Source organism: Corynebacterium aquatimens (genome assembly GCF_030408395.1).
Lineage (GTDB): Bacteria > Actinomycetota > Actinomycetes > Mycobacteriales > Mycobacteriaceae > Corynebacterium > Corynebacterium aquatimens.
Genome location: NZ_CP046980.1, coordinates 1807973 through 1821167, shown reverse-complemented (window position 1 = coordinate 1821167; position 13195 = coordinate 1807973). Strand labels below are relative to the sequence as shown.

General features: G+C 61.1%; 13 protein-coding genes and 1 pseudogene. 8 read left to right on the top strand and 6 right to left on the bottom strand.

Annotated elements, in window-relative coordinates; genetic code table 11:
• Window positions 1–151 precede the first annotated feature (151 nt).
• From CAQUA_RS08270 to CAQUA_RS08255, 4 genes are all read left to right on the top strand, one after another.
• On the top strand, window positions 152–1585 hold the full coding sequence (locus CAQUA_RS08270; RefSeq protein ID WP_196823709.1) for an ATP-binding protein: 1434 nt from the start codon (window positions 152–154) through the stop codon (window positions 1583–1585).
• Window positions 1586–1720: 135 nt separating this feature from the next.
• Window positions 1721–6499 carry an Lhr family ATP-dependent helicase gene (locus tag CAQUA_RS08265; protein ID WP_196823710.1) on the top strand — a complete coding sequence of 1593 codons (4779 nt, stop codon included), beginning with the start codon at window positions 1721–1723 and terminating at the stop codon, window positions 6497–6499.
• 55 nt (window positions 6500–6554) lie between these two features.
• A complete protein-coding gene (locus CAQUA_RS08260) occupies window positions 6555–6797 on the top strand; it encodes a type II toxin-antitoxin system Phd/YefM family antitoxin (protein ID WP_196823711.1) in 243 nt (80 codons plus the stop codon).
• Window positions 6797–7201 carry a type II toxin-antitoxin system VapC family toxin gene (locus CAQUA_RS08255; protein WP_331273421.1) on the top strand — a complete coding sequence of 135 codons (405 nt, stop codon included), beginning with the start codon at window positions 6797–6799 and terminating at the stop codon, window positions 7199–7201. The genes CAQUA_RS08260 and CAQUA_RS08255 overlap by 1 nt, the downstream gene beginning before the upstream one ends.
• Window positions 7202–7425: 224 nt before the next feature.
• On the opposite strand, the gene CAQUA_RS08250 is transcribed toward CAQUA_RS08255, so the two are convergent.
• The 4 genes from CAQUA_RS08250 to CAQUA_RS08240 all read right to left on the bottom strand — a co-directional run bounded on the left by CAQUA_RS08250 (window position 7426) and on the right by CAQUA_RS08240 (window position 9079).
• A complete protein-coding gene (locus tag CAQUA_RS08250) occupies window positions 7426–7734 on the bottom strand; it encodes a hypothetical protein (RefSeq protein WP_196823712.1) in 309 nt (102 codons plus the stop codon).
• On the bottom strand, window positions 7731–7988 hold the full coding sequence (locus CAQUA_RS08245) for a BrnT family toxin (RefSeq protein WP_196823713.1): 258 nt from the start codon (window positions 7986–7988) through the stop codon (window positions 7731–7733). The genes CAQUA_RS08250 and CAQUA_RS08245 overlap by 4 nt, the downstream gene beginning before the upstream one ends.
• 326 nt (window positions 7989–8314) lie before the next feature.
• Window positions 8315–8536 (bottom strand): FitA-like ribbon-helix-helix domain-containing protein, encoded by a 222-nt coding sequence (locus CAQUA_RS11280; RefSeq protein ID WP_435383913.1) that lies wholly within the window; start codon window positions 8534–8536, stop codon window positions 8315–8317.
• Window positions 8537–8665: 129 nt separating this feature from the next.
• Window positions 8666–9079 carry a type II toxin-antitoxin system VapC family toxin gene (locus CAQUA_RS08240; RefSeq protein ID WP_196823714.1) on the bottom strand — a complete coding sequence of 138 codons (414 nt, stop codon included), beginning with the start codon at window positions 9077–9079 and terminating at the stop codon, window positions 8666–8668.
• 134 nt (window positions 9080–9213) lie between these two features.
• On the opposite strand from CAQUA_RS08240, the gene CAQUA_RS08235 reads away from it, so the two are divergent.
• The 3 genes and pseudogenes from CAQUA_RS08235 to CAQUA_RS08225 all read left to right on the top strand — a co-directional run.
• Window positions 9214–9510 carry a hypothetical protein gene (locus CAQUA_RS08235; protein WP_196823715.1) on the top strand — a complete coding sequence of 99 codons (297 nt, stop codon included), beginning with the start codon at window positions 9214–9216 and terminating at the stop codon, window positions 9508–9510.
• Window positions 9511–9819: 309 nt separating this feature from the next.
• Window positions 9820–11088, top strand: a complete 1269-nt coding sequence (locus tag CAQUA_RS08230; RefSeq protein WP_290178158.1) for an ATP-binding protein — start codon at window positions 9820–9822, stop codon at window positions 11086–11088.
• Between the two features lie 53 nt (window positions 11089–11141).
• Window positions 11142–11756: pseudogene (locus CAQUA_RS08225) on the top strand (DNA-formamidopyrimidine glycosylase family protein); the annotation flags it as partial.
• 44 nt (window positions 11757–11800) lie between these two features.
• On the opposite strand, the gene CAQUA_RS08220 reads toward CAQUA_RS08225, so the two are convergent.
• Both CAQUA_RS08220 and CAQUA_RS08215 read right to left on the bottom strand, forming a co-directional pair.
• On the bottom strand, window positions 11801–12214 hold the full coding sequence (locus CAQUA_RS08220; protein WP_196823717.1) for a type II toxin-antitoxin system VapC family toxin: 414 nt from the start codon (window positions 12212–12214) through the stop codon (window positions 11801–11803).
• A 12-nt stretch (window positions 12215–12226) separates the two neighbouring features.
• Window positions 12227–12466 carry an AbrB/MazE/SpoVT family DNA-binding domain-containing protein gene (locus CAQUA_RS08215; RefSeq protein ID WP_082259685.1) on the bottom strand — a complete coding sequence of 80 codons (240 nt, stop codon included), beginning with the start codon at window positions 12464–12466 and terminating at the stop codon, window positions 12227–12229.
• A 216-nt stretch (window positions 12467–12682) separates the two neighbouring features.
• On the opposite strand from CAQUA_RS08215, the gene CAQUA_RS08210 reads away from it, so the two are divergent.
• The gene (locus CAQUA_RS08210; RefSeq protein WP_196823718.1) at window positions 12683–12934 is read left to right on the top strand and encodes a DUF4143 domain-containing protein; all 252 of its coding nucleotides are present in this window, start codon (window positions 12683–12685) and stop codon (window positions 12932–12934) included.
• Window positions 12935–13195 lie beyond the last annotated feature (261 nt).

Here is a 13195-nt window from a genome sequence, read left to right as displayed (position 1 = left end):
GGCGGTGACACATCGCCGGGGACCGCAGTTAACCCCGGTTAACTTACCACCCAGCTTCCCACTTAACTTCCCAGTAGTGGTAAGTAGTGGTAAGTTAAGTGGTAAGCTTGCTTAAAATCCTTGTTCAGTAGGCATTAGGGGTGAGAATGCGATGACGCTTGAAGAGTTCGCAGCCGTGGTTCGAGCGTTACGGCTCGTTGGGGCAGAGGGGCAATCCGTTGAGGTTAAAAGCGGTGTCGGTAAGGGTATCCGCCAAACTTTAAGCGCGTTCTCTAACAGTGGGGGTGGAGTGCTAATAGTCGGCTTAAGTGAGGAAGAAGGGTTTGTTCCGGTAAAGGGCTTCGATGCTTTAAGTGCGCGTGACGCGCTGGCCTCACGATGTGAAGAACTGTCCCCGCCTGTCCGGCCAACAATCGACATTCTCACGGTGGACGGTGCGCAGGTGGTGGTGGCCGAAGTTGGAGAGATTACCCGAGAGGACAAGCCCTGTTACGTGACAGACCAGGGGCGTTACAACGGTTCGTATATTCGCACTGGGGATGGGGACCGGCGGATGAGTAAGTATGAGATCGACCGTCTCTTGGAAGAAGAAGCTCAACCCACGTGGGATGAGCGTCCGGTGAACGAGGCCACGAAGGATGATCTAGCGGATAAGGATTTGCAGGGGTTTCTTGCTCTTCAGCGAAAGCGTCGTCCAAAAACTTTCGCCGACGGGGAAGATAAGGCGTTGCAACGGCTGGGGATCATGAAAGGCAATTACCCTTCTCTTGCCGCCTTGCTGGCAATGGGTGATTACCCGCAAGAATTCTTCCCACGAGTGACGGTCACCTTTGGCCTTTTCCCGGGAACCGGTAAAGGGGATGTGACCAAGGGGCTTCGTCTACTGGATAGCGCTACGTTCGTGGGTACTATTCCCGAGCTGGTGGAAGCGGGCGTTGGCATCGTGGCAAAGAACATGCGGACAGCAAGCATGATCGGGGACGTTTACCGCACCGATGTTCCGGATTATCCGTTGGTCGCGGTGCGTGAGGCGTTAGTAAACGCGCTCATGCACCGCGATTACTCACCGACCGCGTTGGGGAGCCAAGTGCAGATCAATATGTTCGTAGACCGGCTAGAAATTATGAGTCCTGGTGGTCTCTACGGTGGAGTCACGGTAGAAAACTTGGGTGAAGCCGGGGTGAGCTCAAGCCGAAACCGTCGGCTGTCCACGTTCTTGGAAGATCTGACTTTTGAGGACGGCGGTCCCGTTGCGGAAAATCGTGGTTCCGGTATTGCCACAATTAACAGGGCACTCGAGGAAGCATTAATGCCGCCCCCGATCTTCACCAACCGGATTACTGATTTCACGGTGACGTTTCGAAAGCGCAAAGTTGCGCCCGCCGAGCGACATGTCACTGCGCGTGATAGGCTCGTTCACCTTTTCAAAGAGCGCGAGTCGTGGTCAAGAACTGAGCTCACGCAGGAAACCGGCTTGAGCAGATCGGCGGTGCAGGGTGCAATCAACCAGCTAGTTGCTGATGGAACCGTTGAAGCCACAGAGCCTGCCCGCTCGCCCCGTCAGCGCTACAGGCTGATCCGATAGCAGTCTTACCACCCAGCTTCCCACTTAACTCCCCAGTAGTGGTAAGTAGTGGGAAGTTAAGTGGGAAGTTCCCCCGGAAGCGCGCCAATACTCCAGCAATTCTGCACCAAAACCCCGCCCGCTAGAGTGAAATCCGTGCCAGTACTACCGGAATCGATTCTGGACCGCTTCCGCCCGCAGGTGGCAACGTGGTTTTCAGAGGTCTTCGCCGCGCCCACCCCGGTGCAGGCGGAAGCGTGGGGCGCGATCGCGGACGGGGAGAACACGCTGGTCGTGGCCCCCACGGGTTCCGGTAAAACGCTCGCGGCGTTCCTCTGGTCGCTCAATTCCCTCGTGGAGCGTGAAGGCCAGCAGGCGCTGAGCTTGAACCCGCTTATCGACGGCGGGTCGAAGCGCGGCACCGATAAAAGCCCTGGCGTGAAGGTCCTCTATATATCGCCGCTCAAAGCTCTCGGCGTGGACGTGGAGAACAACCTGCGCGCCCCACTGACCGGTATTTCCCGCGTTGCAGCCCGCATGGGTAAAGATGTCCCGGACATTTCCGTGGCTGTGCGCTCCGGCGACACTCCGCAATCGGAGCGCGCCCGCCAGATTCGCAAGCCCCCAGACATCTTGATCACCACCCCGGAGAGCCTCTATCTCATGCTCACCTCTAAGGCGGCGGCGATCCTCAAAGACGTGGACACCGTCATCGTTGATGAGATCCACGCGCTGGCCGGTACCAAGCGCGGCGTGCACTTAAGTCTTTCGCTGGAAAGGTTGAGGCGGCTCGCCGGGGACTTTCAACGCATCGGACTGTCTGCAACGGTGCGACCCTTAGAAGCCGTCGCAAACTTCCTGGGTGAAAAAACCACCATCATCAACCCGCCGGCCGAAAAGCGCTGGCAGCTCGACGTCCACGTCCCCGTCGAGGACATGAGTGATCTGCCCGTGCCCGAAGAAGGGTCCACGATTGGCGGAGCGATCGTTGACGTTGAGACCAGCGGCACCGGGCCCACCGGACCTGACCCGTTGCTCGACTCCCTCACCGGCGACATCGCTGAAGACATCCTGTCCGTCGGGGGAGGAGCGCCAGCACCGTCCACAGGACATGCATCCATCTGGCCACACATTGAGGCGCAGCTGTATGACGAAATCATGGCGCACCGCTCCACGATTGTGTTCGTGAACGCGCGCCGGACCGCCGAGCGCCTGACCAGCCGCCTCAACGAGATCTGGGCGGCGGAGCACGACCCGGACTCGCTCAGCCCGGAATTACGCCGTCCACCCGCGCAGCTGATGAAGGCGACCGATGTCGCCGGAAAGGCCGCGCCCGTTATCGCCCGCGCCCACCACGGGTCCGTGTCCAAGGAGGAGCGCCTGGTCACGGAGCAGGCGCTGAAAGAGGGAACACTCAAATCAGTCGTTTCGACGAGCTCGCTGGAGCTCGGCATCGACATGGGCGCGGTGGAATTGGTTGTGCAAGTGGAATCCCCGCCGTCGGTAGCCTCGGGCCTGCAGCGCGTGGGCCGCGCCGGGCACTCCGTGGGTGCGGTGTCCCACGGCTCCTTTTACCCCAAGCACCGCAGCGATCTGGTGCAGACCGCGGTGACGGTGCCGCGGATGAAAGCCGGGCTTATCGAGGAGCTGCACACCCCGAAGTCCCCGCTCGATGTGCTTGCCCAGCAGACCGTCGCCGCCATCGCGGTGGAGGACCTCGACGTGGACGATTGGTACGCAACCGTCACCCGCGCCTGGCCGTACCGTGACCTAAACCGCGATGTCTTCGACGCCGTCATCGACCTGGTCATCGGCATCTACCCCTCCACCGACTTCGCCGAGCTGCGCCCCCGCGCCATCCTAGAGGGAAACACCCTCAAAGCCCGCCCCGGCGCCCAGCGCGTGGCCGTCTCCAACGCGGGCACCATCCCGGACCGCGGCATGTTCGGCGTCTTCTTGATCGGGACCGATCAAGAAGGAAGAGGGCCCCGTCGCGTCGGTGAGCTGGATGAGGAGATGGTCTACGAGTCCCGCGTGGGCGATGTGTTCACCCTCGGCGCATCGAGCTGGCGGATTGAGAACATCACCCGCGACCAGGTGCAGGTCTCTCCCGCGCCGGGCCACACCGGGCGCCTGCCGTTTTGGTCGGGTGATTCCCTGGGCAGGCCGTATGAGTTGGGTAAAGCGCTCGGTGAATTTCGTCGTCAAGCGAAAAGCGACCCTGACTCGATCGACCCGAGCCTCGATGACTTCGCTCGCCTGAATCTCCGTCGCTTCCTCGAGGAACAAGAGGAAGCGACGGGAGTAGTGCCGGATGAGAAGACGCTGCTGCTGGAGCGCTTCACGGATGAGCTGGGGGACTGGCGCGTGGTGCTGCACACGCCCTTTGGCAAGCCGGTGAATGCGGCGTGGGCGCTGGCGGCAGGCTGGCGTATCGCGCAGGACACGGGCATGGATGCCCAGGCGGTGGCCGGTGATGACGGCATCATGATCCGCCTGCCGCAGGGGGAGCGTGACCCGGACGCGGCCTTGTTCCTGTTCGACGCGGATGAGATCGCGGACATCGTCACCGAGCAGGTGGGCAACTCCGCGCTGTTCGCCTCCCGCTTCCGCGAGTGCGCCGCCCGCGCGCTGTTGCTCCCGCGCCGCAACCCCGGTAAGCGCGCCCCACTGTGGCAGCAGCGTCAACGGGCGGAGCAGCTTCTTGATGTCGCGCGGAAGTACCCGTCCTTCCCAATCATCTTGGAAACGGTGCGCGAGTGCCTGCAGGACGTCTACGACCTGCCCGCGCTCCAAGAGGTCATGCGCGACCTGGCCACGCGCCGCATTCGCGTGGCCGAGGTGACCACGGAGCAGCCGAGTCCGTTCGCATCAAGTTTGCTGTTCAACTACACCGGCGCGTTCATGTACGAAGGCGATACCCCGCTGGCCGAAAAGCGCGCCGCGGCTTTAAGCCTCGACCCCTCGTTGCTGGCGAAGCTTCTGGGCACGGTGGAGCTGCGCGAACTGCTAGACGCCGACGTGATCGCCGAAGTCGACGCCTCCCTGCGACGAGTGGGCAAGGCCGACACGTCGGAGCAGTTCGCGGACACGCTGCGCATCGTCGGCCCCATTCCCATCGACGAGTTGGAGACCTATTCCTCTGTTCCGCAACATGCGTTGGTTCAATCGCTGGGACAACGCATCATGGAGGTAAGAATCGGCGGGCGGCCGCACCTCGCACAAGCACTGGATGCGCCATTGCTTCGCGACGGCCTGGGGGTGCCGATCCCGCCCGGCATCCCCGCCCAGGTGGCCACGGTCGAAGACGCCCTTAGTCAGCTGGTGAGCCGCTGGGTGCGTACCCGTGGGCCGTTCACGCTGCGCGATCTTGCGAACGCGTTCGGTCTTGCGATCGGTGCGGCCCATTCGGCGCTGCAACCGTTAATAGATAAGGACAAAGTCATTCCCGGGCGCTACCGGCAGGGGGTGGAGGAGGACGAGTACGTCGCCGCCGAGGTCTTGCGTATCATCCGCTCGCGTTCGCTGGCGGCGGCGCGGGCGCAGACCCGGCCGGTCTCACAGTCGGCGTTCGGGCGATTCTTGCCGCAATGGTCGAACGTTGCCGCGATCGGGCACGTCGCGCCGCTGCGCGGGGTGGATGGTGTGTACTCGGTGCTGGAACAGCTCGCTGGGGTACGCTTGCCCGCCAGCGCGTGGGAATCAATGGTCCTTCCATCTCGCGTGGGGGACTATTCGCCGGAGATGCTCGATGAGCTCACCCGCTCCGGCGAAGTGACCATCGTCGGCGCCGGTAAAGCTGGCGCCCGGGATCCATGGGTGATGCTCCTGCCCGCCGATTACGCCGCTCAGCTCATCCCGCAGACGGAGCCGCCTGTGTTGAGCCTGACGCAACAGCAGATCCAGGACACGATTTCCCGCGGCGGCGGGTACTTGTTCACGGACCTACTCAACGCCGTTGGTGGCGCGCAGAGCGCAACCACCACCGAGCTCGCCGAGTCCGTGTGGGACCTCTTTGAGGCCGGTGTGATTACCCCAGACTCCTTCGGCCCGATCCGCGCGCGCTTGGCGGGCGGCAAACACGGCAAAACCGCGCATCGTGCTAAGCGACGCCCGCAGCGCAGCCGCATTCGTTCCGGCCGCACGACATTCGCCAACCTCACCCCGCCGGACATGACCGGCCGCTGGGCGGCAACGCCCACGCCGGACACCGATCCGACTCGCCGCTCCGTGGCGCTGGGGGAATCGCTGTTGGACCGCTACGGCGTGGTCACCCGCGGCAGCGTCGTGGCCGAGGACATCCTCGGCGGGTTCGCGTTGGCGTATAAAACTCTTTCAGGTTTTGAAGCCAATGGAAAGGCTATGAGGGGCTACCTCGTCGAGGGACTCGGTGCCGCGCAGTTTTCCACGCCCGCGACCATCGACCGGTTGCGTGGGCACCAGGATTCGGACGACCTGGTTGGCTGGCCATCGGGCACCAACGAGCCGAAGGTCTACGTCCTCGCCGCGACCGACCCGGCGAACCCGTACGGCGCGGCGTTGCCGTGGCCCGAGTCAGGCCCGACACGCTCGGCCGGAGCGCTCGTCGTGCTTATCGACGGCCTCCTTGCCGCCCACATCACCCGCGGCGGCAAGACCATGACGACTTTCCTGGAGTTTTTCCAAGACGTCGAGGAAAGTGGTGACGAACTTATGACCATGATTGTCTCAGCTCTGGCTGAAACGGTGGGGCAGGGGCGAATGACGCCGTTGAACGTGGAAAAGCTCAACGGCGGCCCCGCGTTCATGCTGAAGGAATACGGCGCGGGCAGTTCACCAAAGGGCGCGAAAATCGGTGGACGGACGGCGGCTGCTCCGAAGCGGCGCGGGCGGACGGTGACGGACGCGATCAAGTCCATGGAGTTGGATGAGGACCTGAACTTCGACGACGATTGACGGAATGTCTGCACTGGTCCTAAAATGTAGTCACGTTACTACTTATGGAGGTCTCATGACGCATCTCATGTCCGCCCGGGAATTCAATCAGGGGCTCAGCCGGGCAAAGCGCGTGGCGATGGAGAAGCCGGTGGTGATCACTGACCGAGGGGAGCCATCGCATGTCCTCATGTCCTACAGCGAATACGAGAAGCTGACACGCTCTCCGCAAAGCTTCGTCGAGAGGCTCCTGATGGAAGATCCCGTCGATGTCGAGCTCGAGAACCTTCACGTGGGGCTTCGGCCCGTTGAATTCTGATGTACCTCTTAGATACCAACGTGGTCAGCCAGTTCCACAAACCGCAGCCTGACCAAGGCGTTCTGACGTGGGTGGCTGGTCAGGACGAAACGGATCTGTTCATTTCAGTGATCACCGTGATGGAGATAGAAATCGGCGTTCGGCGTCTAGGACGGCGTGATCAGGTGCAGGCGAGACGGCTCCAGAAATGGTTAGAACAGGGGGTTCTCGGTGCTTTTAAAGGGAGGATCCTGCCGGTTGACCTCGACGTAGCCCGGCGCTGTGCGGCGAGCCACGTACCGGATCCTGCTCCGGAAAGGGACGCCCTCATCGCGGCTACCGCGGCTTCACGTGGATTCACAGTTGTCACCCGCAACGAAAGGGATTTCCGCCGATTGGGCATTCCCGTGTTGAACCCGTTATAGAAGGACACAGGGTTTCTCCGTACATTTCGAAAGCGATTCTAGATCGTGTGTATCGTACTCTCCCCACCCCCGCCGTAGTGTCATTCCTGGGCGCTACCGGCAGGGGGTGGAGGAGGACGAGTACGTCGCCGCCGAGGTCTTGCGTATCATCCGCTCGCGTTCGCTGGCGGCGGCGCGTGCGCAGACCCGGCCGGTCTCACAGTCGGATGCGGCCGAATATCGTCCTACGCACCGCGCGCGGTTGAAATGAGTCGCCGAAGCTCGCTGACAGATACCACTGCGTCGTCGCTCTTAGCCTCTGCGACGCCTCGCTCGATGATTGCTCTCATCGCGGCACCGGTGGTGCAGTTGTCCCGACGCGCGATCTCACGTACCGCCTCCAGTACAGGGTTGGGGAGCCGGACTGTGAATGCGCTCATTGTCTCGGTGCCCGCTGTGACGCCGAGATCCATGGGGGTGCCCGTTTCCATCAGTTCAGAAACGTCAGTGTGGTCGTAGTGCTCACGCAACTGTTCTAGTTTCTGTTCGTTCATTGTTTCTTCTTTCTGAATGTTTTCAACTCTCTGAGAGTCATATCCCTCGCGGTGACTACGTAAAAGCTGCCGTCAATTGATTCGGTGAGAACGATAGTGAGGTACCTGCCCGCGTAGGTGGTTCCTTGAGCGATGATGGTGTGTTCACGTCCGTGAAGAAAAACCAGCGGCCTGCCAGAAAGCGCCTGTTCCACTTCGGCGGGTGACACTCCGTGCCGAGCGATGTGCGCTTCATTTTTATCTGTCCATTTCAATTCCAATTGCTAATCCCCCCGGTTAGCTGTTTGTGTACAAAACGTACACCGACGTTCTGGGGGTGTCAAGGCTTTATTCGTGTGTATCGGCGGATGGACACGGACATACACCGAAGCTGCGCGGTCGCACGGTGACGGACGCGATCAAGTCGATGGAGCTTAGCGACGCGGACGTCCCTCAGGCATAAGTCGAAGGCCAGCTTTCAGCTTTTCGCTATTCACCGCAGTGGTTCCTACCACTTCCCGCGGGTTTCTCACCTATGCGACGACTCGTGGATGTGGGTGAGGTCTTACGAGCTCCGAGATGATGTTGGTGTCGAGGATGATCATGTCAGATCCGCCACCCGGGCAGGATCCTCACGTGGGGGAATATTTAGATCTGCTCCGCTAAAGTCGCGAAAATCCTCGTACAGAGACAATCCGAGGTTACGAGGCATTGTCCCTCCGTAGATGATGTGACGGGCCTCCGCCTCCATCGATCGGCCAATGCGTTTTGCATGGGCAGCCAGCCTCTGCTTGACGGTCGCATCAAGGCCGCGGATGGTCATAGCAGTCATTGAATGGCACTTCCCACGCATCGCTCGGAATGCTCCAGCTCCCCGAGCGCCTCGGCCAAGGAACCGGAGCCGCCGGAGGGCCTGAGCTTCGACGACTAGGAAGAAATCATTTGCAGGAAGTTAGGGCACTAGGCGTACATCCACACCGAGGCTGAGGTAATTGTTCACCGCCCGGCGGTCCCGGCTTGCCAAAGGGACCCCGTTCTCCAGCGCTGTGAGTGCCACGAGCCCGTCGTGGACTGCTCCTCCGGCGACTCCTGCCGAAGCAAGACGGCGGTGAATGTCGACGGTTCCGGCTTGCGAAAGCATGAGGGGTTCAGGAAACCAAGTTTCCATCACCCGAACTGCGTCTTCGGCTGAGACCCGGTGATCGCCAGGCAGACGGGTGAGTACCGAATACGTCTCGACCAGCGAGTGAGCGCAGAGAACCACCTGACGGCTCAACGCCCATTCGTACACCCGGTCATGCGCTTGATGCGAAGCGAGGAGTAGTGGCACCGCGACGCTGGTGTCTAACGCAACAAGGTTTGCCATAACGCGCTTGAGCTAGACCCTGCCTGCATCAATCAACGCGCGAGAACACGAAGCAGGATGATCGCGACTGGGGCATCTTCGGCAACGGAGGTAACCGCAGGCGCAACAACGACAACGAGCAGTTCGGTGAGTTGATGCGTCAGGTCGAGGCATTCAACGCGCAGATCCAGCAGGTCGCGGGGCGCCCTGAGGTGCAGGAACTGGGCAAGTACGCTGGTGCGATCTTGGGTGTCGTCGCTCTCAGTGCGGTGATGTACGACTGGTGCACCACCGACCCTGGTAAGGCGTGGACGTCGATCGATTTCGAGGGTGGGTCGTCTGTGGACTCGAAGCGCAACGCGACGCGCTACACCGGTGGCAAGGCCGCGGAGGTGTCGGCGGGTTTGACCACTGTGAAGGTCACCACGAAGGAGGAGCCGACTCAGAAGTAGGAGGGGGCCTTCCCCTCCGGCTCTCCTGAGCTAAACCCAGCGAAACGGTCGTAGCGAATCCCACGAATTGGGCGATTCGCTACAACAGTTTCGCTGGAAACTTTGGAAGGGCGTGGATGGGAGGACGGGGCGCCGGGGCGCCGCGTGGGAGGGTGTGGTGCCGGGCGGGAAACAGGCCGGCCGCGCGCCGTCGATAAGCAAATGCCCCTGGGAAGATTCCCGGGGGCATGGCTTGTTCTGCAAAGCGTGAACTACAAATCCTGCAAAGAATGATCTATAATTCCTGCAAATTATAAAATAGGAGAAATTGTGGAGACAGAAGACCTGGCAGGACGCGCCTACCAACCGCGTATTGTCGATCGACGCCTCGAATTCCTGCTGCAGGCGAGTGGCGCCGTCATTATCGAAGGGCCGAGAGGTTGCGGGAAGACAATGACGGGGCTGCATCACTGTTCCTCCTACGCGCTGATTGACGATCCCGCTACGAACGAGCTCGCTCACCTAGCCCCAGAATCCGTGCTCGCCGGTCCAAGGCCCAGGCTGCTCGACGAATGGCAAACTGCCCCGGCAATTTTCAACCTTACTCGTCGAGAGATTGATCGCTCGGCCGAGCCGGGCCAATTCATTCTGGCCGGTTCAGCGGTTCCTGCTGATGACCTCACCCGTCACACTGGTGCGGGACGGTTCCTGCGCATGCGTCAGCGCACCCTCACGCTGTTTGAGAAGGCGGAATATGTCCCGACAGTTTCATTGGAGTCGCTCTTCAACGGTGAGGAACCTCAACCTGCGGCGGATCAACTTTCCTATGGGCAAATAATTGAGAATCTTTTGCTCCCTGGTTTCCCCGGTCACCAGAGGGGCAACGAGCAGATCGTCCTGGCGCAGTTGCGTGGCTACCTTTCGGAAGCAGCCCGATCCGACATGCAGCGGGTGGCAGACCTCCGCGTCACCCCGCTCGCGACTGAGCGACTCATCGCGTCGATTGCCCGCTCCACGGCTGCTGAAGTCTCGGTTGCTACATTGCGCAAAGACCTGGACCCCGTAAGCCCGAATATTTCCCTGCCCACGGTGACCAAGCTGCTTGACAGTCTCCAACGGATCTTCGTGGTCGAAGCGATTCCCGCGTGGGCGCCACGGTTACGCTCCAAAGCGCGTCTGAGAGTGTCGCCCAAATATCACCTAGCGGACCCTGGGCTAGCGATAGCCGCATTGGGCGCTACTGGGGCGCGGTTGAGCAAAGACCCCGAAACGACCGGCTTTCTTTTTGAATCTGCCGTCGTCCACGATCTTGCCGTCATGGTCGAAGCAATGGGCGGATCCATCCACCACTTCCGAGACTCCAATGGCAACGAAATCGATGCGGTGCTTACACTCCCTGATGGTCGCTGGGCCGCAATCGAAGTCAAGACCGGTTTTGGGGGAGTGGAGCAAGGGGTTGCGTCTCTACGCAAAGCGATCGCCGTGATCGACCATGAAGCAGGCCCCCCGTCATTCAGTGCGGTGATTACCGGCACCGGAGTTGTGGCTCCTTTGGGTGAAGGAATGGTGACGTTCCCCCTCCATCACCTCAAGCCATAGCCAATTGGCCGGGTTGAACGTTTGCGCTTGCCAGAGCGAGTACCCTCGCACGCATGCCCGAAGGTGATTCCGTCTACCAGCTGTCGAAACGCCTGCAGTGGATGACCGGGCGTGAAGTGACTAAAACATCGATTCAGGTGCCGCGCTACGCCACCGTCGACTTCACTGGCATGACCTGCGAGCGCGTGTGGCCGTACGGCAAGCACCTGTTCATGGAGTTTGCGGCCGACGGCCACGAGCCGCAGATCCTGCATACCCACCTGAAAATGGAGGGCACGTGGTCCATGCACCGAGCAGGCGAGCGGTGGCGCAAACCCGGTCACGCCGCGCGCGTGGTGCTCAGGCTTAACGACGACCCCCGGCCCGACATCGAACTCGTCGGCTTCTGGCTCGGCCTCGTCCGCGTCTTTCCCGCGCGCGAGTATGAGGTGGAAATGGGGTATTTGGGCCCTGACCTGCTGGCGGAGGATTTCGACTTCGAGGAAGCGGTGGCGCGGATTCTCGCGGAGCCGGACCGGGAGATCGGCCGCGCCTTGTTAGATCAAAGGAAGCTCGCCGGCATCGGCAACGAGTACCGCGCGGAGATCAACCTTTTGGCTGGGACGCACCCGAGGGAGTTGGTGCGTGACGCGGAGCTGCACGTGCGTCTCGCACGGCGGCTGATGTGGAGAGCTTGAGCTTCGACGACTAGGAAGAAATCATTTGCAGGAAGTTAGGGCACTAGGCGAACATCCACACCGAGGCTGAGGTAATTGTTCACCGCCCGGCGGTCCCGGCTTGCCAGAGGGACCCCGTTCTCCAGCGCTGTGAGTGCCACGAGCCCGTCGTGGACTGCTCCTCCGGCGACTCCTGCCGAAGCAAGACGGCGGTGAATGTCGACGGTTCCGGCTTGCGAAAGCATGAGGGGTTCAGGAAACCAAGTGTCCATCACCCGAACTGCGTCTTCGGCTGAGACCCGGTGATCGCCAGGCAGACGGGTGAGCACCGAGTATGTCTCGACCAGCGAGTGAGCGCAGAGAACCACCTGACGGCTCAACGCCCATTCGTACACCCGGTCATGCGCTTGATGCGAAGCAAGGAGTAGTGGCACCGCGACGCTGGTGTCTAACGCAACAAGGTTTGCCATAACGCGCTTGAGCTAGACCCTGCCTGCATCAATCAACGCGAGTACATCCTCGTCGGTGACGGTGCCTGTTCCTCGAGCCACGAGAAATCCTTCCGAGGTGGTTTCAATCGAGGCGGTGCGACCGGAAGGGATGACTGTGAGGCCGGTGCCGTATGCGCTGACATCCACTATTGAGCCTGGGGTCAAACCGAGGGTGTCGCGCAACATCTTGGGCAGCAGCAGCCGTCCGCCAGAATCAATTCTTGCTTCCATGGGGACAGACTACCATCCAAATCCCATCGAATCGGTGGCCAAACTCCCCGGGGGCGCAGGCAATCCTAGGCCCCTGGTCATTGACGTCCTGACGCAGGTGGTGGGGAGGGGGTCGATCCGCTAATTGGTAAAGTAGACCCCATGCGAAGGGTAAAGCAAATACCATGCGAATGGTAAAGCAGAACCCCTGCGAATGGTAAAGCAGAACCGGCCCGCGTGTTCCACCTCCGCACCCAGAACGGCGACCACGAGGTCGACCTGGTGGTTGAGGGCCAGCGCGGTGCGCTCGTGGGTATCGAGGTCAAGCTTTCCGGCGCGATCGACGACCGCGACGTCCGCCACCTCCACTGGTTTAAGGGTCAGATGAAGGGAAAGGTGACAGACCTCGCGGTCCTCTCCTCAGGGCGACACGCTTATCGACGCTCCGACGGCATCGCCGTCATCCCCCTCGCCCTTCTCGGGCTGTGACCTTTCACGCGGACCTTTCACTCGCGCAGCTCAGGTGCGCCGCGGGGGAGAGCTCGATGCGCGGATTCGCTTCGCGCACGCCACGCGCCCAAACCAGCGAAACATGGGCCCCAGGGTAGAGGCTTTTGCTTATCGACGCCCTCCGGTTCAGCTTAAACACGTAGCTAGAACGATAACGGTGTTCTACACTAACGGTGTTCTACACTGTTTGATGTCGAATAGTATGCCCTTATTGAGTTCCGGAGGCTCGTGTGTCCAACC